Annotated in this window: 35 protein-coding genes; 30 read left to right on the top strand and 5 right to left on the bottom strand. The window is 57.6% G+C overall.

The features are described from left to right. Positions 1–13 precede the first annotated feature (13 nt). The 27 genes from rpsJ (at position 14) to rplQ (ending at position 15,153) form a co-directional block, all read left to right on the top strand. Positions 14–322, top strand: a complete 309-nt coding sequence (gene rpsJ / locus G6L97_RS07810) for a 30S ribosomal protein S10 (RefSeq protein WP_003507767.1) — start codon at positions 14–16, stop codon at positions 320–322. Between the two features lie 166 nt (positions 323–488). Next, a complete protein-coding gene (rplC, locus tag G6L97_RS07805; RefSeq protein ID WP_003516149.1) occupies positions 489–1,130 on the top strand; it encodes a 50S ribosomal protein L3 in 642 nt (213 codons plus the stop codon). Positions 1,131–1,142: 12 nt separating this feature from the next. Beyond that, the gene (gene rplD, locus G6L97_RS07800) at positions 1,143–1,763 is read left to right on the top strand and encodes a 50S ribosomal protein L4 (RefSeq protein ID WP_003516147.1); all 621 of its coding nucleotides are present in this window, start codon (positions 1,143–1,145) and stop codon (positions 1,761–1,763) included. Continuing rightward, the gene (locus G6L97_RS07795) at positions 1,760–2,053 is read left to right on the top strand and encodes a 50S ribosomal protein L23 (RefSeq protein ID WP_003495178.1); all 294 of its coding nucleotides are present in this window, start codon (positions 1,760–1,762) and stop codon (positions 2,051–2,053) included. Before rplD ends, G6L97_RS07795 begins: the two co-directional genes overlap by 4 nt. Before the next feature lie 43 nt (positions 2,054–2,096). Next, positions 2,097–2,933 carry a 50S ribosomal protein L2 gene (rplB, locus tag G6L97_RS07790; protein WP_003516146.1) on the top strand — a complete coding sequence of 279 codons (837 nt, stop codon included), beginning with the start codon at positions 2,097–2,099 and terminating at the stop codon, positions 2,931–2,933. A gap of 15 nt (positions 2,934–2,948) precedes the next feature. Continuing rightward, positions 2,949–3,227: a 30S ribosomal protein S19 gene (gene rpsS, locus G6L97_RS07785; RefSeq protein WP_003507772.1), complete on the top strand. Its 279-nt coding sequence runs from the start codon at positions 2,949–2,951 to the stop codon at positions 3,225–3,227. A gap of 2 nt (positions 3,228–3,229) precedes the next feature. Further along, entirely contained in the window at positions 3,230–3,619 is a 390-nt protein-coding gene (gene rplV / locus G6L97_RS07780; protein ID WP_003495184.1) for a 50S ribosomal protein L22, read from the top strand. Further along, positions 3,619–4,350 carry a 30S ribosomal protein S3 gene (rpsC, locus tag G6L97_RS07775; RefSeq protein WP_003516138.1) on the top strand — a complete coding sequence of 244 codons (732 nt, stop codon included), beginning with the start codon at positions 3,619–3,621 and terminating at the stop codon, positions 4,348–4,350. Before rplV ends, rpsC begins: the two co-directional genes overlap by 1 nt. Positions 4,351–4,388: 38 nt before the next feature. Beyond that, positions 4,389–4,802, top strand: a complete 414-nt coding sequence (rplP, locus tag G6L97_RS07770; RefSeq protein WP_003516136.1) for a 50S ribosomal protein L16 — start codon at positions 4,389–4,391, stop codon at positions 4,800–4,802. 12 nt (positions 4,803–4,814) lie between these two features. Continuing rightward, the gene (rpmC, locus tag G6L97_RS07765; RefSeq protein ID WP_003495193.1) at positions 4,815–5,015 is read left to right on the top strand and encodes a 50S ribosomal protein L29; all 201 of its coding nucleotides are present in this window, start codon (positions 4,815–4,817) and stop codon (positions 5,013–5,015) included. Positions 5,016–5,026: 11 nt separating this feature from the next. Continuing rightward, the gene (rpsQ, locus tag G6L97_RS07760; RefSeq protein ID WP_003495195.1) at positions 5,027–5,263 is read left to right on the top strand and encodes a 30S ribosomal protein S17; all 237 of its coding nucleotides are present in this window, start codon (positions 5,027–5,029) and stop codon (positions 5,261–5,263) included. A gap of 234 nt (positions 5,264–5,497) precedes the next feature. Then, positions 5,498–5,866, top strand: a complete 369-nt coding sequence (rplN, locus tag G6L97_RS07755) for a 50S ribosomal protein L14 (RefSeq protein ID WP_003495199.1) — start codon at positions 5,498–5,500, stop codon at positions 5,864–5,866. A gap of 12 nt (positions 5,867–5,878) precedes the next feature. Next, positions 5,879–6,187: a 50S ribosomal protein L24 gene (rplX, locus tag G6L97_RS07750; protein ID WP_003516133.1), complete on the top strand. Its 309-nt coding sequence runs from the start codon at positions 5,879–5,881 to the stop codon at positions 6,185–6,187. After that, entirely contained in the window at positions 6,180–6,734 is a 555-nt protein-coding gene (gene rplE, locus G6L97_RS07745) for a 50S ribosomal protein L5 (RefSeq protein WP_111782407.1), read from the top strand. The genes rplX and rplE overlap by 8 nt, the downstream gene beginning before the upstream one ends. A gap of 33 nt (positions 6,735–6,767) precedes the next feature. After that, a complete protein-coding gene (rpsN, locus tag G6L97_RS07740) occupies positions 6,768–7,073 on the top strand; it encodes a 30S ribosomal protein S14 (protein WP_003495202.1) in 306 nt (101 codons plus the stop codon). Positions 7,074–7,085: 12 nt separating this feature from the next. Beyond that, positions 7,086–7,484 (top strand): 30S ribosomal protein S8, encoded by a 399-nt coding sequence (gene rpsH, locus G6L97_RS07735; protein WP_003516131.1) that lies wholly within the window; start codon positions 7,086–7,088, stop codon positions 7,482–7,484. Positions 7,485–7,527: 43 nt separating this feature from the next. Further along, positions 7,528–8,061 (top strand): 50S ribosomal protein L6, encoded by a 534-nt coding sequence (gene rplF / locus G6L97_RS07730; RefSeq protein ID WP_003516129.1) that lies wholly within the window; start codon positions 7,528–7,530, stop codon positions 8,059–8,061. 12 nt (positions 8,062–8,073) lie between these two features. After that, positions 8,074–8,436 carry a 50S ribosomal protein L18 gene (gene rplR / locus G6L97_RS07725; RefSeq protein WP_003516127.1) on the top strand — a complete coding sequence of 121 codons (363 nt, stop codon included), beginning with the start codon at positions 8,074–8,076 and terminating at the stop codon, positions 8,434–8,436. Positions 8,437–8,654: 218 nt separating this feature from the next. Continuing rightward, positions 8,655–9,224 (top strand): 30S ribosomal protein S5, encoded by a 570-nt coding sequence (gene rpsE, locus G6L97_RS07720; RefSeq protein ID WP_003516126.1) that lies wholly within the window; start codon positions 8,655–8,657, stop codon positions 9,222–9,224. A gap of 11 nt (positions 9,225–9,235) precedes the next feature. After that, positions 9,236–9,442, top strand: a complete 207-nt coding sequence (gene rpmD / locus G6L97_RS07715; protein ID WP_003495212.1) for a 50S ribosomal protein L30 — start codon at positions 9,236–9,238, stop codon at positions 9,440–9,442. Between the two features lie 16 nt (positions 9,443–9,458). Beyond that, on the top strand, positions 9,459–9,938 hold the full coding sequence (gene rplO / locus G6L97_RS07710; RefSeq protein ID WP_003516125.1) for a 50S ribosomal protein L15: 480 nt from the start codon (positions 9,459–9,461) through the stop codon (positions 9,936–9,938). A gap of 333 nt (positions 9,939–10,271) precedes the next feature. Then, a complete protein-coding gene (secY, locus tag G6L97_RS07705; protein ID WP_003516124.1) occupies positions 10,272–11,612 on the top strand; it encodes a preprotein translocase subunit SecY in 1,341 nt (446 codons plus the stop codon). Continuing rightward, positions 11,609–12,199: an adenylate kinase gene (locus G6L97_RS07700; protein WP_003516123.1), complete on the top strand. Its 591-nt coding sequence runs from the start codon at positions 11,609–11,611 to the stop codon at positions 12,197–12,199. Before secY ends, G6L97_RS07700 begins: the two co-directional genes overlap by 4 nt. Before the next feature lie 307 nt (positions 12,200–12,506). Then, the gene (gene rpsM / locus G6L97_RS07695; protein WP_003516122.1) at positions 12,507–12,875 is read left to right on the top strand and encodes a 30S ribosomal protein S13; all 369 of its coding nucleotides are present in this window, start codon (positions 12,507–12,509) and stop codon (positions 12,873–12,875) included. A gap of 138 nt (positions 12,876–13,013) precedes the next feature. Further along, a complete protein-coding gene (rpsK, locus tag G6L97_RS07690; RefSeq protein WP_003495225.1) occupies positions 13,014–13,403 on the top strand; it encodes a 30S ribosomal protein S11 in 390 nt (129 codons plus the stop codon). Between the two features lie 195 nt (positions 13,404–13,598). After that, positions 13,599–14,609, top strand: coding sequence for a DNA-directed RNA polymerase subunit alpha (locus G6L97_RS07685; protein ID WP_003516121.1), 1,011 nt, complete (start codon positions 13,599–13,601; stop codon positions 14,607–14,609). Positions 14,610–14,727: 118 nt separating this feature from the next. Continuing rightward, the gene (gene rplQ / locus G6L97_RS07680; protein ID WP_003495230.1) at positions 14,728–15,153 is read left to right on the top strand and encodes a 50S ribosomal protein L17; all 426 of its coding nucleotides are present in this window, start codon (positions 14,728–14,730) and stop codon (positions 15,151–15,153) included. Positions 15,154–15,232: 79 nt separating this feature from the next. Here the strand turns inward: rplQ and G6L97_RS07675 are convergent, their stop codons facing one another. Both G6L97_RS07675 and G6L97_RS07670 read right to left on the bottom strand, forming a co-directional pair. Then, complete coding sequence (locus G6L97_RS07675; RefSeq protein ID WP_065660780.1) at positions 15,233–15,556, bottom strand: hypothetical protein; 324 nt, start codon at positions 15,554–15,556, stop codon at positions 15,233–15,235. A 218-nt stretch (positions 15,557–15,774) separates the two neighbouring features. After that, positions 15,775–16,647, bottom strand: a complete 873-nt coding sequence (locus G6L97_RS07670; RefSeq protein WP_111782408.1) for a DUF817 domain-containing protein — start codon at positions 16,645–16,647, stop codon at positions 15,775–15,777. Positions 16,648–16,704: 57 nt separating this feature from the next. Between G6L97_RS07670 and G6L97_RS07665 the strand changes: the two genes are divergently transcribed. Next, positions 16,705–17,133, top strand: a complete 429-nt coding sequence (locus G6L97_RS07665; protein WP_111782409.1) for a ribosomal maturation YjgA family protein — start codon at positions 16,705–16,707, stop codon at positions 17,131–17,133. Here G6L97_RS07665 and msrQ read toward each other — a convergent pair. Together msrQ and msrP are read right to left on the bottom strand one after the other, a co-directional pair. Next, a complete protein-coding gene (gene msrQ / locus G6L97_RS07660) occupies positions 17,087–17,734 on the bottom strand; it encodes a protein-methionine-sulfoxide reductase heme-binding subunit MsrQ (protein ID WP_080798280.1) in 648 nt (215 codons plus the stop codon). The two genes, G6L97_RS07665 and msrQ, sit on opposite strands and share 47 nt — an antisense overlap. A gap of 2 nt (positions 17,735–17,736) precedes the next feature. Next, on the bottom strand, positions 17,737–18,678 hold the full coding sequence (gene msrP / locus G6L97_RS07655) for a protein-methionine-sulfoxide reductase catalytic subunit MsrP (protein ID WP_111782410.1): 942 nt from the start codon (positions 18,676–18,678) through the stop codon (positions 17,737–17,739). Positions 18,679–18,990: 312 nt separating this feature from the next. On the opposite strand from msrP, the gene ilvD reads away from it, so the two are divergent. Further along, positions 18,991–20,826 (top strand): dihydroxy-acid dehydratase, encoded by a 1,836-nt coding sequence (gene ilvD, locus G6L97_RS07650; protein WP_013636431.1) that lies wholly within the window; start codon positions 18,991–18,993, stop codon positions 20,824–20,826. A 263-nt stretch (positions 20,827–21,089) separates the two neighbouring features. Next, positions 21,090–22,091, top strand: a complete 1,002-nt coding sequence (locus tag G6L97_RS07645) for a serine hydrolase domain-containing protein (protein WP_111782411.1) — start codon at positions 21,090–21,092, stop codon at positions 22,089–22,091. Between the two features lie 3 nt (positions 22,092–22,094). Here G6L97_RS07645 and G6L97_RS07640 read toward each other — a convergent pair whose 3' ends face one another. Continuing rightward, a complete protein-coding gene (locus G6L97_RS07640) occupies positions 22,095–22,448 on the bottom strand; it encodes a lysozyme inhibitor LprI family protein (protein ID WP_019567060.1) in 354 nt (117 codons plus the stop codon). Positions 22,449–22,451: the final 3 nt, after the last annotated feature.

Genomic DNA, 22,451 nt, shown 5'->3' with positions numbered 1-22,451 from the left:
AAGGACAAGACGAATGAACGGCCAGAATATCCGTATCCGCCTCAAGGCGTTCGATCACCGGATCCTCGATGCCTCTACCCGTGAAATCGTGTCGACCGCAAAGCGCACCGGCGCCAGCGTTCGCGGCCCGGTTCCGCTTCCCACCCGCATCGAAAAGTTTACCGTCAACCGCTCTCCTCACGTTGATAAGAAGAGCCGTGAACAGTTCGAAATGCGGACGCACAAGCGTCTTCTCGATATCGTTGACCCCACCCCGCAGACCGTCGATGCTCTGATGAAGCTCGACCTGGCTGCCGGCGTTGACGTGGAAATCAAGCTCTAAGACTGGCCTGACCTCATCCAAGTGAGGGCCATATAACAAGGAAGGTACGTGGAGAAATCCAACGGCTTCCAATCCGGAGACCGGAAACATCGTGAGATGTCGAAGGGCACTCCTTAACAAAGGCCAAAAAGGGTTTTCCCTTCAAGGCTCGCAAGAGGATGAACCAATGCGTTCAGGTGTGATTGCACAGAAAGTGGGTATGACCCGCGTCTACAACGACGCTGGTGAACATATTCCAGTAACAGTATTGCGGATGGATAACGTACAAGTCGTTTCCCAGCGCACGGAAGACAAGAATGGCTACACCGCAGTTCAGCTCGGTGCCGGCCAGTCCAAGGTCAAAAACACGACGAAGGCGCTTCGCGGTCATTTTGCCGCTGCCAATGTCGAACCGAAAGCAAAGCTCGTCGAGTTCCGGGTTTCCCCCGAGAACCTGATCGATATCGGTGCAACACTGACCGCAACTCATTTTCAGGCCGGCCAGCTGGTCGACGTAACGGGAACCACGATCGGTAAGGGTTTTGCCGGTGCTATGAAGCGTCACAACTTCGGTGGTGGTCGCGCTTCGCACGGTAACTCCGTATCGCACCGTGCGCACGGTTCGACTGGTAACAACCAGGATCCGGGCCGCGTGTGGAAGGGCAAGCGCATGGCTGGTCATATGGGCCAGACGCGCGTTACGACCCAGAACCTCGAAGTCGTTTCGACCGATGAAGACCGTGGCCTGATCCTCGTTAAGGGTGCAGTTCCCGGTTCCAAGGGCGCCTGGATCATCGTCCGCGACGCCGTCAAGTCGGCCGCGAAGTAAGGGAGCCTTATCATGGAATTGAACGTCAAGACCCTCGAGGGAAAAGACGCCGGCAAGGTTTCTCTGTCGGACGAGATTTTCGGCCTCGATCCCCGTCAGGATATCCTGGCCCGTATGGTTCGCTGGCAGCTTGCAAAGAAGCAGCAGGGAACGCACAAGACCAAGACCCGTGCGGAAGTTTCCCGTACTGGTGCGAAGATGTACAAGCAGAAGGGTACGGGCCGCGCTCGTCACCATTCGGCTCGCGCACCGCAGTTCCGCGGCGGCGGCAAGGCCCACGGCCCGGTCGTTCGCAGCCACGCACACGACCTTCCCAAGAAGGTTCGCGCGCTTGCTCTGCGTCACGCTCTGTCTGCAAAGCTGAAGGCTGAAGATCTGATCATCGTTGATCAGCTCGTCGCGTCCGAAGCAAAGACCAAGGCTCTGCTGGGCAGCTTCGCTTCGCTTGGCCTGACCAACGCTCTCGTTATCGGTGGCGCAGAACTTGATGGCAACTTCAAGCTCGCAGCTCAGAACATCCCGAATGTGGACGTTCTGCCGGTTCAGGGCATCAATGTTTACGACATCCTGCGTCGTGGTAAGCTCGTGCTTTCCAAGGCTGCTGTAGAGGCTCTGGAGGAGCGGTTCAAATGACGGATCTTCGCCACTACGATGTGATCGTATCTCCTTCGATCACGGAAAAGTCGACGCTGGTATCCGAACAGAACCAGGTCGTATTCAACGTCGCCAAAAGCGCTTCCAAGCCTGAAATCAAGGCTGCCGTGGAAGCTCTCTTCGGCGTCAAAGTCACGGCTGTGAACACGCTTATCCGCAAGGGTAAGACCCGTCGTTTCCGTGGGTTCGCCGGTAAGCTGAAAGACGTCAAGAAAGCCGTCGTTACGCTCGCCGAAGGTCAATCCATCGACGTGTCCACCGGACTCTAAAGGTTAGGCCCAAGCGGGCAAAGACCCAAAAGGGAACAAGAATATGGCATTGAAAAGTTTCAATCCGACCACGCCAAGCCAGCGTCAGCTGGTTATCGTGGACCGCGCTTCGCTCTACAAGGGCAAGCCGGTAAAGGCTCTCACCCAGGGCCTCAGCTCCAAGGGTGGCCGCAACAACCAGGGCCGGATCACCGTCCGGTTCCAGGGTGGTGGTCACAAGCGGACCTACCGTCTGGTGGACTTCAAGCGTCGCAAGTTCGACGTTGAAGGCACCGTTGAACGTTTGGAATACGACCCCAACCGCACCGCGTTCATCGCGCTGGTTACGTATACCGACGGCGAACAGGCTTACATTCTCGCGCCACAGCGTCTCGCTGCCGGTGACAAGGTGATCGCCTCCGACAAGGCAGTGGACGTGAAGCCCGGCAACACCATGCCGCTTCAGTACATTCCGGTCGGTTCGATCATCCACAACGTCGAGATGAAGCCAGGTAAAGGCGGTCAGATTGCCCGCTCCGCCGGTACGTACGTCCAGCTCGTCGGCCGCGATGCCGGTATGGCTATCCTGCGTCTCAACTCGGGCGAACAGCGTCTGGTGCACGGCTCCTGCCTCGCATCGATTGGCGCAGTTTCGAACTCCGATCACGGCAACACCAACGACGGCAAGGCCGGTCGTTCGCGTTGGCGTGGCAAGCGTCCGCACGTTCGCGGCGTCGTCATGAACCCGGTCGACCACCCGCACGGTGGTGGTGAAGGTCGCACGTCGGGTGGTCGTCACCCGGTTACTCCGTGGGGTAAACCCACGAAGGGCAAGCGCACCCGTTCGAACAAGTCGACCGACAAGTTCATCATGCGTTCGCGCCATCAGCGCAAGAAGTAAGAGGAGAAGTCTCAAGTGGCTCGTTCAGTTTGGAAAGGTCCGTTTGTTGACGGCTATCTTCTCACTAAGGCTGAGAAGGTGCGCGAAAGCGGACGCAATGAAGTAATCAAGATCTGGAGCCGTCGCTCCACGATCCTGCCGCAGTTCGTCGGATTGACGTTTGGCGTCTACAACGGCAGCAAGCATGTGCCCGTCTCTGTCAATGAAGACATGGTCGGACACAAGTTCGGTGAATTCTCTCCGACCCGTACCTATTACGGTCACGGCGCGGACAAGAAGGCAAAGAGGAAGTAATCATGGCGAAGGCTAAGACCGAACGCCGGCTGAAGGACAATGAGGCTCAGGCCATTGCCCGTACGCTCCGCGTCAGCCCCCAGAAACTGAACCTGGTTGCCGCTCTTATCCGTGGCAAGAAGGTTGATCGCGCTCTCGCCGAGCTCGAATTCTCCCGCAAGCGCATCGCAGGGACCGTCAAGAAGACGCTCGAATCTGCGATTGCCAATGCGGAAAACAACCATGACCTCGACGTCGACGCTCTCGTCGTCGCCGAGGCCTATGTTGGCAAGTCCATCACCATGAAGCGTTTCCACGCTCGTGGCCGTGGTCGTGCATCCCGCATTGAAAAGCCGTTCTCTCACCTCACGATCGTTGTTCGTGAAGTTGAGGAAAAAGGGGAGGCCGCATAATGGGTCAGAAAATCAATCCGATCGGCTTCCGCCTCGGCATCAACCGTACCTGGGATAGCCGCTGGTACGCTGACACCGCTGAATACGGCAAGCTGCTGCATGAAGACCTGAAGATCCGGGCTTACCTGATCAAGGAACTCAAGCAGGCCGGTATCGCCAAGGTGGTCATTGAGCGTCCGCACAAGAAGTGCCGCGTTACGATCCATTCGGCTCGTCCGGGTCTCATCATCGGCAAGAAGGGCGCGGACATCGAGAAGCTTCGCAAGAAGCTTTCCGAGATGACCAACTCCGAAACGCACCTCAACATCGTTGAAGTGCGCAAGCCGGAAATCGACGCGACTCTCGTCGCTCAGTCGATCGCCCAGCAGCTCGAGCGCCGCGTGGCTTTCCGCCGTGCGATGAAGCGTTCGGTTCAGTCCGCAATGCGTCTTGGCGCCGAAGGCATCAAGATCACCTGCGGTGGCCGTCTCGGTGGCGCCGAAATCGCTCGTACCGAATGGTACCGCGAAGGACGCGTTCCGTTGCACACGCTGCGTGCGGACATCGACTACGGCACAGCTGAAGCGGAAACCGCGTTCGGCATCTGCGGCATCAAGGTCTGGATCTTCAAGGGCGAAATCCTTGAGCACGATCCGATGGCTTCTGAGCGTCGTGGTCTCGAAGGCGATGCTCAGGGCCCTGCAAGCCGTGAGCGTGGCGATCGTCCCGATCGTCGTCGCGAAAACGCTTGATTGACGCTGGCGAAAGATAAGCTCGGAGAAGTAAGAAAATGTTGCAGCCAAAGCGTACTAAGTACCGCAAGCAGTTCAAGGGACGCATCAAGGGCGTCGCCAAGGGCGGCTTTGACCTGGCATTCGGTGAATTCGGCTTGAAGTCGCAGGAACCGAACCGCGTGAACGCACGCGAGATCGAAGCGGCCCGCCGCGCGATCACGCGTTACATGAAGCGCGCAGGTCGTGTGTGGATCCGCGTATTCCCTGACGTTCCGGTAACGGCAAAGCCGACCGAAGTTCGTATGGGTAAGGGCAAGGGTTCGGTCGAATACTGGGCATGCAAGGTCAAGCCCGGTCGTATGATGTTCGAGATCGACGGTGTGTCCGAGGAGATCGCCCGCGAGGCGCTTCGTCTCGGCGCTGCCAAGCTCTCGGTCAAGACGCGCTTCGTACAGCGCATCGCAGAGTAAGGAGCAAGGCACATGAAAGCCGATGAAGTTCGCGGCCTCAGCGCCGACCAGCTCAAGGACAAGCTCGCCGATCTGAAGAAGGAGCAGTTCAACCTGCGCTTCCAGAAGGCGACTGGCCAGCTGGAGAAGTCCTCGCGCATCAACGAAGTCCGCAAGGACATCGCCCGCGTTAAAACCATTGCCCGCCAGAAGGCGGCAGAAGCCAAGGCCTAAGGAAAAATAATATGCCGAAACGCATTCTGCAGGGCGTCGTAGTGTCCGACAAGAACGAGAAGACTGTTGTAGTCCGGGTTGAGCGCCGATTTGCTCACCCGCTGCTCCAGAAGACCGTTCGCCGTTCGAAGAAGTACAAGGCACACGACGAAAACAATCAGTATAAGGTCGGCGATGTCGTTTCCATCGAGGAATGCGCACCGATCTCCAAGGACAAGCGCTGGACGGTCGTTTCCGCCCAGGCTTAATTTCATCAGAATCGCGCCAGGTCTCTTGTACTTGGCGCGAAATACTGTATGAAGCACCGCAAGGACGCTCGTGAATCGAGCGTCTTTTGCTTTGATGCGCACGGAAGGTCCTTCGGGAAACCACCCTGTCACGACATTTCCGCGCAAAAAAAGAGACATTCATAAGCTGGGGCAGGGGGCTCACTCGGGAGAGTTTGTCCAACCGTTCCGGTAACAACAAGAAGGCGACCTGACATGATTCAGATGCAAACAAACCTCGACGTGGCGGATAATTCCGGCGCACGTCGTGTCATGTGCATCAAGGTGCTGGGCGGCTCGAAGCGCAAATATGCTTCTGTTGGCGACATTATTGTCGTTTCCATCAAGGAAGCTATTCCGCGCGGCCGCGTCAAGAAGGGCGATGTGATGAAGGCGGTTGTCGTTCGCACCGCCAAGGACATCCGTCGCGCTGACGGCAGCGTCATCCGTTTCGATAACAACGCAGCCGTTCTTATCGACAACAAGAAAGAGCCCATCGGCACCCGTATCTTCGGACCGGTTCCGCGCGAACTTCGCGCCAAGAACCACATGAAGATCATCTCGCTGGCTCCGGAAGTACTGTAAGGAGCGTATGCGATGCAGAAAATTCGTAAAGGCGACAACGTTGTCGTATTGACCGGTAAGGACAAGGGCCGTACCGGCGAAGTAATCCAGGTTTTGCCGAAGGAAGATCGGGCCGTTGTGCGTGGCGTTAACATGGTGAAGCGTCACCAGCGCCAGACCCAGGCTCAGGAAGCTGGCATCATCAACAAGGAAGCGTCCTTGCACATCTCCAACATTGCCATCGTCGATAAGGATGGCAAGCCGACCCGCGTTGGCTTTACTGTTGTAGACGGCAAGAAGGTCCGCGTGGCCAAGCGTTCGGGAGAAGTGATCGATGGCTGATAAGTACGAGCCGCGTCTCAAGACGGAGTACGTTTCCCGTATCCGTGGCGCCATGCAGGAGAAGTTCTCCTACGCCAACGTGATGATGATCCCGAAGCTTGAAAAGATCGTGATCAACATGGGTGTTGGCGAGGCAACTGCCGACTCCAAGAAGCCAACCATTGCTGCCGGTGACCTGGCTGCGATTGCCGGCCAGAAGCCGGTTGTTACCCGCGCTCGCAACTCGATCGCTGGTTTCAAGGTTCGCGAAGGCATGCCGATCGGCGCGAAGGTTACCCTTCGTGGCGCCCGCATGTATGAATTCCTTGATCGCCTGATCAACATCGCGCTGCCGCGCGTTCGCGACTTCCGGGGTCTGAACCCGAAGAGCTTTGACGGCCGTGGCAACTTCGCCATGGGCATCAAGGAACACATTGTGTTCCCTGAGATCAACTACGATAAGGTTGATCAGATGTGGGGCATGGACATCATCGTTTGCACGACGGCGACGTCGGACGACGAAGCACGGGCTCTGCTTACAGAGTTCAACTTCCCGTTCCGTCACTAACCGTAACGACGAGCGTAGAAAAGGAACTCCGATATGGCGAAAACAAGCGCAGTTGAAAAGAACAAGCGCCGCCGCAAGTCGGTCGCCCAGCAGGCCACCAAGCGGGCTGCACTGAAGGCGATCGTGATGAACCAGTCCCTTCCGATCGAAGACCGGTTCAAGGCCACTCTGAAGCTCGCTTCGCTGCCGCGTGACGGCTCGAAGACGCGTATCCGCAACCGCTGCGAAGTAACGGGCCGTCCGCGCGCGTTCTATCGCAAACTCAAGATGTCGCGTATCGCGCTTCGTGAGCTGGGCAATTCCGGCAAGGTGCCGGGCATTGTCAAGTCGAGCTGGTAAGGAGACGGGCACATGACCATGACTGATCCTTTGGGTGATATGCTCACCCGCATCCGCAATGGTGCTGCTCGCCGTAAGTCTTCGGTAAGCACGCCTGCTTCCAGCCTCCGCGCACGCGTTCTCGACGTGCTGCAGGCTGAAGGCTACATTCGCGGTTATTCCAAGGTCGATTTCGAAAACGGCAAGGCCGAATTCACGATCGAACTGAAGTACTACGAAGGCGCGTCCGTGATCCGTGAGATCGGCCGCGTTTCCAAGCCGGGCCGCCGAGTTTATGTCTCGGTTAAGTCCATTCCGCAGGTCGCGAACGGCCTCGGCATCACCATCCTTTCGACCCCGAAGGGCGTGATGGCCGATCACCAAGCTCGCGAACAGAACGTTGGTGGCGAGGTTCTTTGCTCGGTCTTCTAAGACCCGAGCACGGATCTCCATAACGAACAGACAGGATTGAACAATGTCTCGTATCGGTAAAAAGCCCGTTCAGGTTCCAGCAGGTGTTACGGCCAATGTCGACGGCCAGAAGGTCACTGCTAAGGGCCCGAAGGGTGAACTGTTTTTCGTCGCTAATGACGACATCCAGCTGAAACTCGAAGATAATGGCGTTTCCGTAACGCCGGCCAACAACACCAAGGAAGCTCGTTCGAAGTGGGGCATGTCCCGCACGATGATCGAGAACATCTTCAAGGGTGTTAAGGACGGCTACGAACGCAAGCTCGAAATCAACGGCGTCGGTTACCGTGCCGCCCTGCAGGGCAAGAACCTGCAGCTGGCTCTCGGTTTCAGCCACGATGTAGTTTACGAGCCTCCGGTCGGCATCACCATTGCCGTTCCGAAGCCGACGGAAATCATCGTTTCCGGCATCAACAAGCAGCAGGTTGGCCAGGTTGCCGCGGAAATCCGTGAATACCGTGGTCCCGAGCCCTACAAGGGTAAGGGCGTGAAGTACGCTGAAGAGCGTATCGTCCGCAAAGAAGGCAAGAAGAAGTAAGGATCACGCGAAATGGCTAGCAGGAAAGAAGCACTTGCACGTCGCGCGAGCCGTGTGCGCCGCCAGATCAAGGCGGTTGCCAATGGCCGCCCGCGCCTGTCGGTTCATCGCTCGTCGAAGAACATCTACGCTCAGATCATCGATGACGTTGCTGGCAAGACGCTTGCGTCTGCCTCCACGCTCGAAGCCGATCTGCGCGGCTCGCTCAAGACCGGCGCCGACGTTGCAGCAGCAGCTGTCGTAGGCAAGCTGGTTGCAGAGCGTGGCGTCAAGGCTGGCGTCAAGGATGTCGTATTCGACCGTGGCGCATTCATCTATCACGGCCGTATCAAGGCTGTGGCAGAAGCTGCCCGCGAAGGCGGTCTGAACTTCTGAGTGCTTGACCCTTTCGATTGTTCGCAATCGAGAGAAAGGGTCATGCACCACTCAAGATCCTGCAGCGTCCTTTGCGTGTCGGTTTCGACACGCGGCGCTGCAGTTTCCGCCCTGACAACGATCCGGGCGGAATTTCACCGGGCCATGCGGGTCTCTTCATCGAGCCCGGTGGTCTTTTCGTTTGCCGTTCCACCCGTAAAAGAAAAAGGACAAGGACAATGGCACAGGAAAAAAGAGGTTCTCGCGACGACCGCCAGAACCGTGAAGAACGCGATAGCGAATTCGTCGACAAGCTGGTCGCGATCAACCGCGTTGCAAAGGTTGTTAAGGGTGGCCGTCGCTTTGGCTTCGCCGCTCTCGTCGTCGTCGGCGACCAGAAGGGCCGCGTTGGCTTCGGTCACGGCAAGGCTCGCGAAGTTCCGGAAGCCATCCGTAAGGCAACCGAGAGCGCAAAGCGCGATCTGATCTTCGTTCCGCTGCGCGATGGCCGCACGCTGCATCACGACGTCAATGGCCGTCACGGCGCAGGCAAGGTTCTGCTGCGTTCGGCCAAGGCCGGTACCGGTATCATCGCCGGTGGTCCGATGCGCGCTGTTTTCGAAACGCTGGGCGTTCATGACGTTGTTGCCAAGTCGACCGGTTCTTCGAACCCGTACAACATGGTTCGCGCAACGTTCGACGCTCTGAAGCATCAGGTTCATCCTAAGGACATCGCTGCACAGCGTGGTCTCAAGTATGCGACCCTTCAGTCTCGTCGTGCCGCTTCCGGCAACGCTTCTGAAGAATAAGGAGCTGGATCATGGCCAAGAAGACTACTGAAGCCAAAAAGACTGTTACGGTCGAACAGATCGGCAGCCCTATCCGCCGCCCGGCAATCCAGCGTCAGACGCTGGTCGGTCTGGGTCTCAACAAGATGCACCGTCAGCGCACCCTGGAAGATACTCCTGCGGTTCGCGGCATGATCCGTGCGGTCCAGCATCTCGTTCGCGTCGTTGACGAGAAGTGAGACGGAGTAACCTATCATGAAACTCAATGAAATCAGAGACAACGAAGGCTCCACCAAGGACCGTATCCGCGTAGGTCGCGGTATCGGTTCCGGCAAGGGCAAGACCGGTGGTCGCGGTGTGAAGGGTCAGAAGGCTCGTTCGGGCGTCGCCATCAACGGTTTTGAAGGCGGTCAGATGCCAATCTACCGTCGTCTTCCGAAGCGCGGTTTCAACAACATTTTCGCTTCCGAATTTGCTGTTGTATCGCTCGGCCGCATTCAGACCGCCATCGACGCCAAGAAGCTCGACGCTTCCGCAACGATCGATGCTGCTGCTCTCAAGGCTGCTGGCGTTATCCGTCGCACCAAGGACGGCGTTCGCATTCTCGCTGACGGCGAACTGACGAGCAAGGTTGCTTTTGAAGTTGCCGGCGCTTCCAAGCCTGCACTCGAAAAGATTGAGAAGGCCGGCAGCTCTATCAAGCTTCTCGCAGTTGCAGCTGAAGCTTCCGAGTAATATATAGACTTCAGACGCCCGGGGCATAGTCGCTCCGGGCGTTTGCGCTCCCTGGCTTATGGTGCTCTCGATTTAAATCGATTTATTGTGGCATCATGGCAAACTCTTCGCGGTGCAGCTGTTATGCGCGCCACATGCGGCATAAAGTGCCGCAGGGAGAGCCTCACAGTTCTTGAACTTCCTTGAGGGAGGGGATAGGACATAAAAAAACAGGGTGAGGCATGATGGCGGCGCAACGCCGTGTTCGTCCGAAGCCCGTTTTTGAACCGGTATTTTTAGACCTTTCCGCATTGGCCGGTTTCGCTGGCCGGCAAGGGTCATTCGGAGAAATTTATGGCTTCAGCAGCGGAACAACTGGCTTCGAACCTGAATTTTTCGACCTTCGCTAAGGCGGAGGATCTGAAAAAGCGTCTCTGGTTTACTCTTGCCGCACTTCTCGTCTACCGTCTTGGTACCCACATTCCGCTTCCGGGTCTGAACCCAGAAGCCTATGCGCAGGCCTTCCGTGGCCAGGCCAACGGTATTCTCGGTCTTTTCAACATGTTTGCGGGTGGCGCAGTCGAGCGTATGGCGATCTTCGCCCTCGGCATCATGCCTTACATCTCCGCTTCGATCATCGTGCAGCTCATGACCTCGGTCGTGCCTTCGCTCGAAGCGTTGAAGAAGGAAGGCGAAGCCGGACGCAAGATCATCAACCAGTACACGCGCTACGGCACGGTACTGCTTGGCACCCTGCAGGCCTACGGCATCGCTGTCGGCCTTGAGAGTGGCAACGGCCTCGTGGTCGATCCTGGCCTGTTCTTCCGTATTTCCACCGTCATCACGCTGCTCGGCGGCACGATGTTCCTGATGTGGCTTGGCGAACAGATTACCTCGCGCGGCATCGGCAACGGTATTTCGCTCATCATCTTTGCCGGTATTGCCGCAGGTCTGCCCAAGGCGCTTGCCGGCACGCTGGAACTCGGCCGCACCGGTGCGCTGTCGACGACGCTCATCCTCATGGTCGTTATCGTGGCAATCGGCGTCATCGCGCTGATCGTTTTCGTGGAGCGCGCCCAGCGCCGTCTGCTGATACAATATCCGAAACGCCAGGTCGGCAACCGGATGTTCCAGGGCGATACCTCGCATCTGCCGCTGAAGCTCAACACGGCTGGCGTTATTCCCGCGATCTTCGCATCCTCGCTGCTGCTTCTGCCTGCGACGGCTGCCGGTTTTGCCGGAAACACCAACCTGCCGGGCTGGGCAACCTCGATCATCGCGTCGTTGCAGCATGGACAGCCGCTGTTCATGGCGCTCTACGGCCTGCTCATCGCGTTCTTTGCATTTTTCTACACGGCTATCGTCTTCAATCCGAAGGACACGGCCGATAACCTCAAGAAGCATGGCGGCTTTATTCCGGGCATTCGTCCGGGCGAGCGCACCGCGGAGTACATCGATTACGTTCTGACCCGTATCACGGTTGTCGGCGCTGTTTATCTTGTCTTCGTGTGTATCCTTCCTGAGACACTTATCGCACGTACGGGCATTCCATTAGCCCTTGGTGGTACTTCGCTTTTGATCGTTGTCAGTGTAACTCTGGACACGGTTGCGCAAATTCAGGGACACCTGATCGCGCAGCAGTATGAAGGACTGATCAAGAAGTCGAAGTTGCGTGGAGGAAAGAGGGGACGATGAGACTGATATTTTTAGGTCCGCCGGGTGCGGGCAAGGGAACCCAGGCCAAACGCCTGACTGACAAGTACGGGATCCCGCAGCTTTCCACCGGTGACATGCTTCGCGCTGCGGTTAGCGCGGGCACGGAAATAGGCAAGCGCGCCAAGGCCGTCATGGACGCCGGCGGGCTCGTTTCCGACGATATCGTCAATCAGATTGTTTCCGAACGCATCGAAGCTCCGGACTGTGCCAAGGGTTTCATTCTCGATGGCTATCCGCGCACCGTTCCGCAGGCCAAGGCGCTTGCCGAGAACATGCACAAGAAGAATGTCGCCCTCGATGCCGTCATCGAACTGAAGGTGGACGAGGAGGCGCTGATTCGCCGAATCGAAAATCGCGTTGCGGAGACCATCGCTGCCGGTGGCACGGTTCGTTCCGACGACAATCCGGAAGCCTTCCGCAAGCGGTTGACGGAGTATCGCGAGAAGACTGCGCCGCTGTCGCAATATTACAGCGAGCAGGGCGAACTTGTGACACTGGATGGCATGGCTGATGTCGATGCCGTCACTGCGGCCATCGAACGGGTTCTGGAAAAGGCCTCGGCCTGATGGTTGGAGCGGGACGGTGAAAACCGCAGGCGGTTTTCCCGGCAAATCCTGGGCTCCTGATACGGCGTATCCTTTGGATCGCAAAAGAATCTTGGCGGAGCCGGTTGCTTTTTAGCGCTGATTCCGTTAAACACCGCGCCAACTCGCGACATCCCAAGCGACTGGCGCGGATTTCCCTTAAGGGAGGGAAATCCGGGTTCGGTCGTTTTGACTTGTCACGGACATCAATTTTGAACTGGCGGTCGTGTCGGCCGCTCGAATGGAATCACCACTTGCCGGATGGCAACTGGAACCAAGGAGAAAAGACGTGGCACGTATCGCTGGCGTCAACATCCCGACTGCAAAGCGCGTTGTTATTGCGCTGACGTATATTCACGGGATTGGTCCGAAATTCGCGCAGGAAATCATGGACAAGGTCGGTCTTCCGGCTGACAAGCGCGTTCATCAGCTTACGGATGCTGAAGTTCTTCAGATCCGCGAAGCCATCGACCGCGACTATCAGGTCGAAGGCGATCTTCGTCGCGAGACCTCGATGAACATCAAGCGTCTGATGGACCTCGGCTGCTACCGCGGCCTGCGTCACCGTCGTGGCCTTCCGGTCCGCGGTCAGCGCACGCACACCAACGCCCGCACCCGTAAGGGTCCGGCGAAGGCTATCGCTGGTAAGAAGAAGTAATTTTCCGGTTCTCCGGAAAGGAGAGGCTGGTGCGGTCTGCGCCAGCCTTTCTGAGTTTGGCGTGAAGCTCGGAAACGGGTCGATCGCCGGTGTAGCCGCTGGTGTTACGGCGGTGAAGAGATCAATGAAAGGTATAAAATGGCCAAGGAAGCCGCACGCGTTCGCCGTCGCGAACGTAAAAATATCACGTCGGGCGTCGCGCATGTCAACTCGACCTTCAACAACACGATGATCACCATCACCGACGCACAGGGCAATGCTATTGCCTGGTCGTCCGCTGGTGCCAAGGGCTTCAAGGGTTCGCGCAAGTCGACCCCGTTTGCTGCCCAGATCGCTGCTGAAGATTGCGCGAAGAAGGCTCAGGAACACGGCATGAAGTCGCTTGAAGTTGAAGTTTGCGGTCCGGGTTCCGGCCGTGAATCGGCACTTCGCGCTCTGCAGGCTGCCGGTTTCATGATCACTTCCATTCGCGACGTGACGCCGATCCCGCACAACGGTTGCCGTCCGCGCAAGAAGCGCCGCGTCTGACGCGACCGTGGTTCGGAAATTCCGCCTTTCCTTCGGTCTGGCGGAATTTTCGTGTATCTGGCGTGTGCGCGTCGATTTCGATCGACGGACTTGCGCTCAAGAACCCACTGATGAACCGCGGAATTAGGTTCCTCTCAGTGTTTTCATGCTCGGTCCGTCACGATTGGATGGTGGCGGCGAACGGAAGGTTTAAAGATGATTCAGAAGAACTGGCAGGAACTTATCAAGCCGAACAAGGTCGAGTTCACCTCGTCCAGCCGCACCAAGGCAACGCTCGTTGCCGAGCCGCTGGAGCGTGGTTTCGGTCTTACCCTCGGCAACGCGCTGCGTCGCGTTCTGTTGTCTTCTCTGCGTGGTGCCGCTGTTACGGCCGTGCAGATCGACGGTGTCCTGCACGAATTCTCCTCCATCCCCGGCGTTCGGGAAGATGTGACGGATATCGTGCTCAACATCAAGGAAATCGCCATCAAGATGGATGGTGACGATTCCAAGCGCATGGTCGTGCGCAAGCAGGGTCCGGGTTCGGTAACCGCTGGTGACATCCAGACGGTTGGCGACATCGAGATCCTGAACCCCGACCACGTGATCTGCACGCTGGACGAAGGCGCTGAAATCCGCATGGAATTCACCGTCAACAACGGCAAGGGTTACGTACCGGCTGAGCGCAACCGCGCGGAAGATGCCCCGATTGGCCTCATTCCGGTGGACAGCCTGTATTCTCCGGTCAAGAAAGTGTCCTACAAGGTGGAAAACACCCGTGAAGGTCAGGTTCTCGACTATGACAAGCTGATCATGACGATCGAGACCAACGGTTCGGTTTCCGGCGAAGACGCCGTTGCCTTCGCCGCTCGCATTCTTCAGGACCAGCTCGGCGTCTTCGTCAACTTCGACGAGCCGCAGAAGGAAGCAGAAGAAGAATCGGTTACCGAACTCGCGTTCAACCCGGCGCTTCTCAAGAAGGTCGACGAGCTGGAACTGTCCGTTCGTTCGGCAAACTGCCTGAAGAACGACAACATCGTCTATATCGGCGACCTGATCCAGAAGACCGAAGCCGAAATGCTTCGCACGCCGAACTTTGGTCGCAAGTCGCTGAACGAAATCAAGGAAGTTCTCGCTTCCATGGGTCTGCACCTCGGTATGGAAGTACCGGCATGGCCGCCTGAGAACATCGAAGATCTCGCAAAGCGTTACGAAGACCAATACTAACAAACAAGAAGGCAGACCTTAAAGACTGCCTTTCCCCGTCAAACAGCAGGTAAGTCACCTGCATGTGCCAGGAAACGGCAGGCCTTAGAGAAGGCACCTGCGTAGAAGGAGAATAGCAATGCGCCACGGTAATTCAGGCCGCAAGCTCAATAGAACCGCCAGCCACCGCAAGGCAATGTTTGCCAACATGGCTGCTTCGCTCATCACCCATGAGCAGATCGTCACCACCCTTCCTAAGGCGAAGGAAATCCGTCCGATCGTCGAGCGTCTCGTGACGCTTGGCAAGCGCGGCGACCTGCACGCTCGTCGTCAGGCGATCTCGCAGATCAAGGATCAGGACGCTGTTCGCAAGCTGTTCGACGCAATCGCTTCGCGTTACGCAACCCGCAACGGCGGCTACCTGCGCATCATGAAGGCTGGCTTCCGCCAGGGCGACAACGCGGCTCTGGCCGTTGTTGAATTCGTCGAGCGTGACGTTGACGCCAAGGGCGCAGCCGACAAGGCTCGCGTTGCTGCGGAAGCTGCTGCTGCCGAAGCTGCGTAAGGTCTGACGCCGTTCAGGCGTCGTGAATTAAAAAGCCGGGTGAGAAATCACCCGGCTTTTTTATTTTCCAAAAGAATAGTCATGAACGACGCAGATAGTAACCGTCAGTGCCGTCGTCACCTTCGATCAACTCGACGGTCCGGTTGAGAAGCCATCTAATTCCCTTACCTTCGGCACCAAATTCAGCATTGGATGTGTTCCAAAGATTTCCAATCAAGCTATCTGAAACATCAGAGCGCAACAGGGATGCAAGGAATGTATTGAGCTCATTCCGCTCCTTTTTAGTTAAGTGATACAAACCTAAGAGTAAGACGCCATCCAAGCTTTCGAACATTTCGAAGTCTTGGATCATATAGCCTGTAAATTTCAGGAATACGGGTGCGGGTGTAATGGTCTTTTTCACAATATCGGCGTTCTGAGGGTAAGCTGTATCAACATAGAAGCCATTAGGACGGCTGGCGTCGTGAAAAATAAATACGCCAATTTCGTAATTTTCGCTTGTCTTGTATATCGCTCGATAGATTTTTGGCAGGATTTACTTAATGATATCTAAGTTATTACTCTCTATCGGCTCGATGTCCTGCAATCGTCGTTTTTAACGATGCTTGGAAAGCGCTCGCTTCACTCCGGAACGTGGATGCGGGCCTTGATGTGCTTGAGTTGCGCGACAATCGTAAACGTCATGATGACCAGCAGCGACCACGAACTCCACTTGCCGATATGCACCACGGACCAGGCGCCGATCTGATCGGGATATTTCCAGATACCGAAGAATGTGGAGATGTTTTCCGCGAGCCAGACGAAAAACCCTATCAGGACGAAGGAGAGAAGCAGCGGCATCTTTCGATCCCGATCATAGGGGCGGTAGACCACCGTTGCGCGGGAATAGAGGCCGATGGCGCAGGCGGCGATGTACCAGCGGTAGTCACCGATAAAGTGGTGGGTGAAGAAGTTGGCGTAGATGGCGATGCCGATCAGCGTTGCCATCCAATAGGTGGGATAATTGCGAATGCGCACATCCAGCAGGCGCCACGCCTGGATGATGTAGCTGCCGACGGCGGCGTACATGAAGCCGGAAAAGAGCGGCACGCCGAGGACCTTGCTATAGGCGAAGTCGGGGTAGGACCAGGACTGGATAGCGCTTGACGTCTTGAACACCTCAAGCGCGAAGCCGACGATATGGAACAGCAGGATGGCCTTGGCCTCGTCAAGCGTTTCCAGCCTGCTCCAGATCATGAAGAACTGGATGCCGAGCGCGACGATCAGCAGCACGTCATAACGCGGAATGCCAAATACCCCACCATGCGGCACCACGAAGATGGAAATGAAGAACAATCCCGCAAACATGCAGGCACGAGCTTCCTTGATGCCGAAATAGAGAAATTCGATGACAAAGCGCCTGATGCCCTTGAGTTCGCCCCAAGGATAGGTATCGCACAGAAGATTGTCCAAAACCGAGAGGCGGGTTGCGGCTCGGCCTGTTGCTGTGCTCATGTTCGCGCCTCGATTTGTATCCGTTAAATTTTCATACGAAAACCGGAAGGAACTCGCATGGGTCCGTCACGCCTTTCCCCGCCTTATTTTGCCCGCATCCGGCTTTTGGCGGCGGCCATGATGGTGATCATTGGCGGTCTTTGCTTGCGGGCGTTCGGCTACGAGGTGGGATTGCCGTTCGTGGCGGTAAAATATGGCGGATCCGTGCTCTGGGGGGCGATGGTCTATCTGCTGCTGGCGGCCATCCTTCCTTCCCGCTGGTACGGTTACAAGGTTCACATCGCCGTCATCGCCGTCGTCGTCGTGGAATTGATCCGGCTCGTTCATTTCCCGGCGCTGGACGCGTTTCGCGCAACGGCGGCCGGAGCTTTGCTGCTTGGCCGCGTTTTCTCGGTGTGGAATATCGTTTGCTATATCGGCGGGATCGCGGTGGCGTCCTTTACGTCCGGACGGGGCTTGCGCGCCTTGCCCTCTTCGCCGCCATGATCGATGGCCGCACCAGCCGATACCCGAGCAACACCACCATCGTACTGATATAAAACACCGGCTCGAGCGTGATCGATTTTCGCGCCAGCACGAAATGCAGTACGCCGACGATGAGCACGAGATAGACGAGCTTGTGCAGCGTGTTCCAGCGGCTGCCGAGCTTGCGGATCGACCAGCGGTTGGAGGTGAGCGCGAGCGGCAGCAGCATGACGAGCCCCGCCATGCCGAACATGATATAGGGCCGCTTGAGAATATCAGCGGCGATGGAGCTGAAGACCAGCCCGCGATCCAGAACCAGATAGACGCTGAAATGTGCCAGCACGTAATAGAAGGCGATCAGTCCCAGCGCCCGGCGATAGGCGATGAGGTTGACGTTGAAGAGATCGCGCAGCGGCGTCACCAGCAAGCCGAGGCAGAGAAAGCGCAGGGCCCAGATGCCGAGCAGGTGCTCGAAATCCTTGACTGGGTTGAAGCCGAGGCCGCCCGTCGCGGCGAGGTAAAAATACCACAGGCCGGGACAGAGGCCGATGACATAAAGCGACCAGATGGCTGCCGGCTGGTAACGCTTCGGCAGTGAGGGAAGCGAAAAGGCGAGGGCCATGATCAGTAATTCGCCTTTAGATCGAGGCCGGTATAGAGACTTGCCACCTCGTCATAGCCGTTGAACATCAGGGTAGGGCGGTTCTGGGTGCCGAAAAAGCCGCCTTCGCCGATTCGCTGTTCCGTCGCCTGGCTCCAGCGCGGATGGTCCACATGCGGATTGACGTTGGAATAGAAACCGTATTCGCGGGCGTTGGAGTTTTTCCACGTCGTTTCCGGCTGTTTCTCGACAAGCGAAATACGGACGATGGATTTGATGCCCTTGAAGCCGTATTTCCAGGGAACGACGAGGCGAATGGGCGCGCCATTCTGGTTCGGCAGGGTTTCGCCGTATAGTCCGACGGCAAGAATGGTCAGAGGATGGCGGGCCTCATCTAGGCGCAGACCCTCGACATAGGGCCAGGACAGAGGCTGGAACAGGCCGCTCTGGCCCGGCATTTCCTCCGGCCGCACCACGGTTTCGAAGGACACGTATTTCGCGCTGCCGAGTGGCTCCACCTTGTCGAGAAGTGCGGCGAGAGGGAAACCGATCCACGGAATGACCATCGACCAGCCCTCGACGCAGCGCATGCGATAGGTGCGCTCCTCTAGCTGATATTTCATCAGCTCTTCGATACCGAATTCCTGCGGTTTGGAGACAAGGCCATCCACTTTTACCGTCCAGGGGGTGGGCTTGAACTTGCGGGAATTTTCCTTCGGGTCGGATTTGCCCACTCCGAACTCATAGAAATTATTGTAGCTGGTGACGGCATCGAGCGGGGTGAGCTTCTCATCCAGCTTGTAGGCGCCTGCTTTGGCAGCAAGCGGAGTGGCGACAGCCTCGCGGCCGGAAAGCCCGATTGCCGCAAGCCCCGCCGCCGTGCCCAGGAAGCCACGTCTCGAGAGGTAGATATTCTTCGGCGTGATTTCTCGTGCCGGGATGAGGGGCGGACGATAGGCGGGCATTTCAACCTCCACAAAAGCCGGGTGCATCGGCGATAAATCGATTATGATAGGCTATACGGCCGCTGCACAGATATGTTTCAGCACTCTGCGCAAAAACAGCGGCCGGGCGGCAAAAATCGCGCATTTGTGATGACAAGCCGCGCGAATTGCAACATTCAAACCGGGCGTACCGTACCGAACCGTACTGTTTTGCTCGAAGGTGACAGTGACATGGCTTACGGTTTGCGCTAGAAAAACCGCAAAATAGGGCGAGGGCATTTTGACCGCGGTGCGGGAATGCGCTCTTCTGCCCAAGAGATCGAGGAAAACACCATGCCAGTCTATCGCTCCAGAACGACAACCCACGGCCGCAACATGGCGGGCGCGCGCGGCCTATGGCGCGCCACCGGCATGAAGGACAGCGATTTCGGCAAGCCCATCATCGCGGTGGTCAATTCCTTCACGCAGTTTGTGCCGGGCCATGTGCATCTGAAGGATCTCGGCCAGCTCGTTGCGCGTGAAATCGAAGCGGCCGGTGGCGTTGCCAAGGAATTCAACACCATCGCTGTCGATGACGGCATCGCCATGGGCCATGACGGCATGCTTTATTCGCTGCCGTCGCGCGAAATCATCGCTGACTCGGTCGAATACATGGTCAATGCCCATTGCGCCGACGCGATGGTTTGCATCTCCAACTGCGACAAGATCACCCCCGGCATGCTGAATGCGGCGATGCGCCTCAACATCCCCGCCGTCTTCGTTTCCGGTGGTCCGATGGAAGCGGGCAAGGTCGTTCTGCATGGCAAGACGGTCGCGCTCGATCTGGTTGACGCCATGGTCGCAGCTGCCGATGACAAGATTTCCGATGAGGACGTCAAGATCATCGAGCGTTCCGCTTGCCCGACCTGCGGTTCCTGTTCCGGCATGTTCACTGCCAATTCCATGAACTGTCTGACCGAGGCGCTCGGCCTGTCATTGCCCGGCAACGGTTCGACGCTTGCCACCCATTCGGACCGCAAACGCCTGTTCGTCGAGGCCGGTCACCTGATCGTCGATCTGGCGCGCCGTTATTACGAGCAGGACGACGAGACCGTTCTGCCGCGCACCATTGCCAACAAGGCTGCGTTTGAAAACGCCATGTCGCTGGATATCGCCATGGGCGGTTCCACCAACACGGTGCTGCATATTCTGGCGGCAGCGCATGAGGGCGGTGTCGATTTCGGCATGGAAGACATCGACCGTCTTTCCCGCAAGGTTCCCTGCCTTTCCAAGGTCGCGCCTGCCAAGCAGGACGTGCACATGGAAGACGTTCACCGCGCCGGCGGCATCATGCGCATTCTCGGCGAGCTGGATCGTGGCGGTCTCCTCAATCGCGATACCTACACGGTGCACGAGGCGACGCTGGGCGACGCCATCGACCGTTGGGACATCACCCGCACCAACAGCGAAACCGTGCGGCAGTTCTTCAAGGCTGCCCCTGGCGGCGTGCCGACGCAGGTGGCCTTCAGCCAGTCGTCGCGCTGGGACGATCTGGATACGGACGGTGAAAACGGCGTTATCCGCTCGGTTGAAAAGCCTTTCTCCAAGGATGGCGGTCTGGCCGTGCTTTATGGCAACATCGCTCTTGATGGCTGCATCGTGAAGACGGCGGGTGTCGACGAATCCATCCTGAAATTCAGCGGTCCGGCGGTTGTTTACGAAAGCCAGGACGCGGCGGTGAAGGGTATTCTTTCCAACGAGGTCAAGGCAGGTGATGTCGTCGTCATTCGTTACGAAGGACCGAAGGGCGGACCCGGAATGCAGGAAATGCTCTATCCGACCAGCTACCTCAAGTCCAAGGGCCTCGGCAAAGCCTGCGCGCTGATCACCGACGGACGTTTTTCGGGCGGCACATCCGGCCTGTCCATCGGCCATGCCTCGCCGGAAGCGGCGCAGGGCGGCGCTATCGGCCTCGTGCGTCAAGGCGACTTGATCGAGATCGATATTCCCAACCGCACGATCAACCTCAAAGTTACAGATGCGGAACTGGCAGCCCGCCGCGCCGAGCAGGATCAGCTCGGCTGGAAGCCTGCGGAGTTCCGCAAGCGCAACGTCACGACAGCGCTGAAGGCCTATGCGGCTTTTGCGTCCAGTGCCGACAAGGGTGCTGTTCGGATTTTGCCGGAGTAATCTGGCGGGCAGGGTCCTACATTGCAGGGAGCCTGAGCCGCTCTTCTGAGCGGCTTTTTCTTGTTCTGATCCAGATTACGCGCGTCGTTAAGAAACAGATTCAATTGCCTCAGAGCTTGATTCTCCAAGCTCGCGCAACACGCTGTTTCTCCACCGTAAATTCTAACCATCCGGCCGTCCACCCGCCGTGCTGGCAGTCACATTGGAGTGATGTTCCGTCACCTGCCCTTTTCCAACGCGCTGCGATGCCTAACTTCAGCACCATGAAAAGACGAACCGCACTCGGCCTTATCGCATCCCTGCCTTTCGCCCGCCTTGCCCACGGGCAAACGGCAGGCAATGGCGCCCGCTTCAGTCCATTGCTCAACGAGGCGGATGGGCTTTCGAGCCTTAAAGCCGCCATCGTCAGTATTGACGGCCAGGAGGTGGCCAGCCGTGCCTATCACGGCGCCAGCCTTATGGGTTCCACCAACATCAAGTCGGCCTCGAAATCTGTGATTTCCGCGCTGGTCGGCATGGCGATCGACCGCAAGATATTGGCCGGGGCGGATCAGCCGATTGCCACGATCCTGCGCAGCGATTTTCCGCCGAACCCCGATGCGCGTCTGGAAAGGGTGACCATCGGCAACCTGCTTTCCATGCAATCCGGTCTGGAACGAATGTCCGGCCCGAACTACGGCCGCTGGGTCGCCAGCCGCAACTGGGTGCGAATGGCGCTGGGGTCGGGTTTTGCCGGAGAGCCGGGCGGTGGCATGCTTTACTCCACCGGTTCCACGCATCTGCTTTCGGCGATTTTGACCAAGGCATCCGGCCGTTCGACGCTGTCGCTGGCGCGCGACTGGTTCCGGCCGCTGGAGGGCTTCTCAATCGGCGGCTGGGAGCGCGATCCGCAGGGCATCTATCTCGGCGGCAACCAGATGGCGATGACGGCGCGGTCGCTGCTGGCTTTCGGCGAGCTTTACCGGCTGGGCGGGGTAACGCCAGGCGGCGAGCGTTTGATTTCGCAGAGCTGGATCGATCAATCCTGGCAACAACGCACCAATTCCGTCTTCAACGGCGATGGTTACGGCTATTGCTGGTTCATCAAGGAGATGGCGGGCGAGACGGTTTATTATGCCTGGGGCTACGGCGGGCAGATGCTCTATATCGTCCCCGCCAAACGGCTTTCGGTGGTTACGACGTCCCGTGAGGATGCGCCTTCGGCGAGAACCGGTTATCGCGACCAATTGCATGGGTTGATGGAGAATATCATTCGCGTTGCGTGAAAATCAGAGCGGTCTGTTTATGCTCTGGAAAGCTTCCCCGAGCCGCTTCATGCGCTCCTCATAGGCACTTGTAATGCAGGCGACATCCGCATTGCATTCCTGACGCTTTTTCAACCATTGGCTCTGTTCTTCGCGCAAGGTGTCGCGTGCGCCCATCGCCATGAGTTGTGTCAGGATGTCGAAGGTGGTGACCATCTTCACGTCCTGATCGTTGAGGGCTCGGTTGTCGCAGATCGCCTTTTCATCCGCGGCCAGATCAGGCTTCGTGCAATCGAAGCTGGCGGCGTTGGCGGGCGAACCCAGTGAAGCGCAGGCGAGGAGGATGCCGGAGGCAAGGATTGTCTGTTTCATGTGCATGGG

Source organism: Agrobacterium tumefaciens, from assembly GCF_013318015.2.
GTDB lineage: Bacteria > Pseudomonadota > Alphaproteobacteria > Rhizobiales > Rhizobiaceae > Agrobacterium > Agrobacterium tumefaciens.
The sequence above is the reverse complement of the archived record's forward strand: the minus strand, read 5'-3'. Positions and strand labels throughout refer to the sequence as shown.

Bases quoted from the DNA above. Each gene is read 5' to 3' on its own strand.
- rplE (WP_111782407.1), top strand. From the start codon at position 6,180: ATGGCTGATAAGTACGAGCCGCGTCTCAAGACGGAGTACGTTTCCCGT.
- G6L97_RS07670 (WP_111782408.1), bottom strand. From the start codon at position 16,647: ATGAGCACAGCAACAGGCCGAGCCGCAACCCGCCTCTCGGTTTTGGAC.
- msrP (WP_111782410.1), bottom strand. From the start codon at position 18,678: ATGCCCGCCTATCGTCCGCCCCTCATCCCGGCACGAGAAATCACGCCG.
- G6L97_RS07640 (WP_019567060.1), bottom strand. From the start codon at position 22,448: ATGCACATGAAACAGACAATCCTTGCCTCCGGCATCCTCCTCGCCTGC.
- rpsN (WP_003495202.1), top strand. From the start codon at position 6,768: ATGGCGAAAACAAGCGCAGTTGAAAAGAACAAGCGCCGCCGCAAGTCG.
- ilvD (WP_013636431.1), top strand. From the start codon at position 18,991: ATGCCAGTCTATCGCTCCAGAACGACAACCCACGGCCGCAACATGGCG.
- rpmD (WP_003495212.1), top strand. From the start codon at position 9,236: ATGGCCAAGAAGACTACTGAAGCCAAAAAGACTGTTACGGTCGAACAG.
- rpsE (WP_003516126.1), top strand. From the start codon at position 8,655: ATGGCACAGGAAAAAAGAGGTTCTCGCGACGACCGCCAGAACCGTGAA.
- rpmC (WP_003495193.1), top strand. From the start codon at position 4,815: ATGAAAGCCGATGAAGTTCGCGGCCTCAGCGCCGACCAGCTCAAGGAC.
- rpsQ (WP_003495195.1), top strand. From the start codon at position 5,027: ATGCCGAAACGCATTCTGCAGGGCGTCGTAGTGTCCGACAAGAACGAG.
- msrQ (WP_080798280.1), bottom strand. From the start codon at position 17,734: ATGGCCCTCGCCTTTTCGCTTCCCTCACTGCCGAAGCGTTACCAGCCG.
- rplR (WP_003516127.1), top strand. From the start codon at position 8,074: ATGGCTAGCAGGAAAGAAGCACTTGCACGTCGCGCGAGCCGTGTGCGC.
- rplV (WP_003495184.1), top strand. From the start codon at position 3,230: ATGGCGAAGGCTAAGACCGAACGCCGGCTGAAGGACAATGAGGCTCAG.
- rplB (WP_003516146.1), top strand. From the start codon at position 2,097: ATGGCATTGAAAAGTTTCAATCCGACCACGCCAAGCCAGCGTCAGCTG.
- G6L97_RS07685 (WP_003516121.1), top strand. From the start codon at position 13,599: ATGATTCAGAAGAACTGGCAGGAACTTATCAAGCCGAACAAGGTCGAG.
- rplP (WP_003516136.1), top strand. From the start codon at position 4,389: ATGTTGCAGCCAAAGCGTACTAAGTACCGCAAGCAGTTCAAGGGACGC.
- rpsC (WP_003516138.1), top strand. From the start codon at position 3,619: ATGGGTCAGAAAATCAATCCGATCGGCTTCCGCCTCGGCATCAACCGT.
- secY (WP_003516124.1), top strand. From the start codon at position 10,272: ATGGCTTCAGCAGCGGAACAACTGGCTTCGAACCTGAATTTTTCGACC.
- G6L97_RS07795 (WP_003495178.1), top strand. From the start codon at position 1,760: ATGACGGATCTTCGCCACTACGATGTGATCGTATCTCCTTCGATCACG.
- rpsK (WP_003495225.1), top strand. From the start codon at position 13,014: ATGGCCAAGGAAGCCGCACGCGTTCGCCGTCGCGAACGTAAAAATATC.
- rpsH (WP_003516131.1), top strand. From the start codon at position 7,086: ATGACCATGACTGATCCTTTGGGTGATATGCTCACCCGCATCCGCAAT.
- rplC (WP_003516149.1), top strand. From the start codon at position 489: ATGCGTTCAGGTGTGATTGCACAGAAAGTGGGTATGACCCGCGTCTAC.
- rplD (WP_003516147.1), top strand. From the start codon at position 1,143: ATGGAATTGAACGTCAAGACCCTCGAGGGAAAAGACGCCGGCAAGGTT.
- rplO (WP_003516125.1), top strand. From the start codon at position 9,459: ATGAAACTCAATGAAATCAGAGACAACGAAGGCTCCACCAAGGACCGT.
- rplQ (WP_003495230.1), top strand. From the start codon at position 14,728: ATGCGCCACGGTAATTCAGGCCGCAAGCTCAATAGAACCGCCAGCCAC.
- rplX (WP_003516133.1), top strand. From the start codon at position 5,879: ATGCAGAAAATTCGTAAAGGCGACAACGTTGTCGTATTGACCGGTAAG.
- G6L97_RS07700 (WP_003516123.1), top strand. From the start codon at position 11,609: ATGAGACTGATATTTTTAGGTCCGCCGGGTGCGGGCAAGGGAACCCAG.
- G6L97_RS07645 (WP_111782411.1), top strand. From the start codon at position 21,090: ATGAAAAGACGAACCGCACTCGGCCTTATCGCATCCCTGCCTTTCGCC.
- G6L97_RS07665 (WP_111782409.1), top strand. From the start codon at position 16,705: ATGGGTCCGTCACGCCTTTCCCCGCCTTATTTTGCCCGCATCCGGCTT.
- rplF (WP_003516129.1), top strand. From the start codon at position 7,528: ATGTCTCGTATCGGTAAAAAGCCCGTTCAGGTTCCAGCAGGTGTTACG.
- rpsJ (WP_003507767.1), top strand. From the start codon at position 14: ATGAACGGCCAGAATATCCGTATCCGCCTCAAGGCGTTCGATCACCGG.
- rplN (WP_003495199.1), top strand. From the start codon at position 5,498: ATGATTCAGATGCAAACAAACCTCGACGTGGCGGATAATTCCGGCGCA.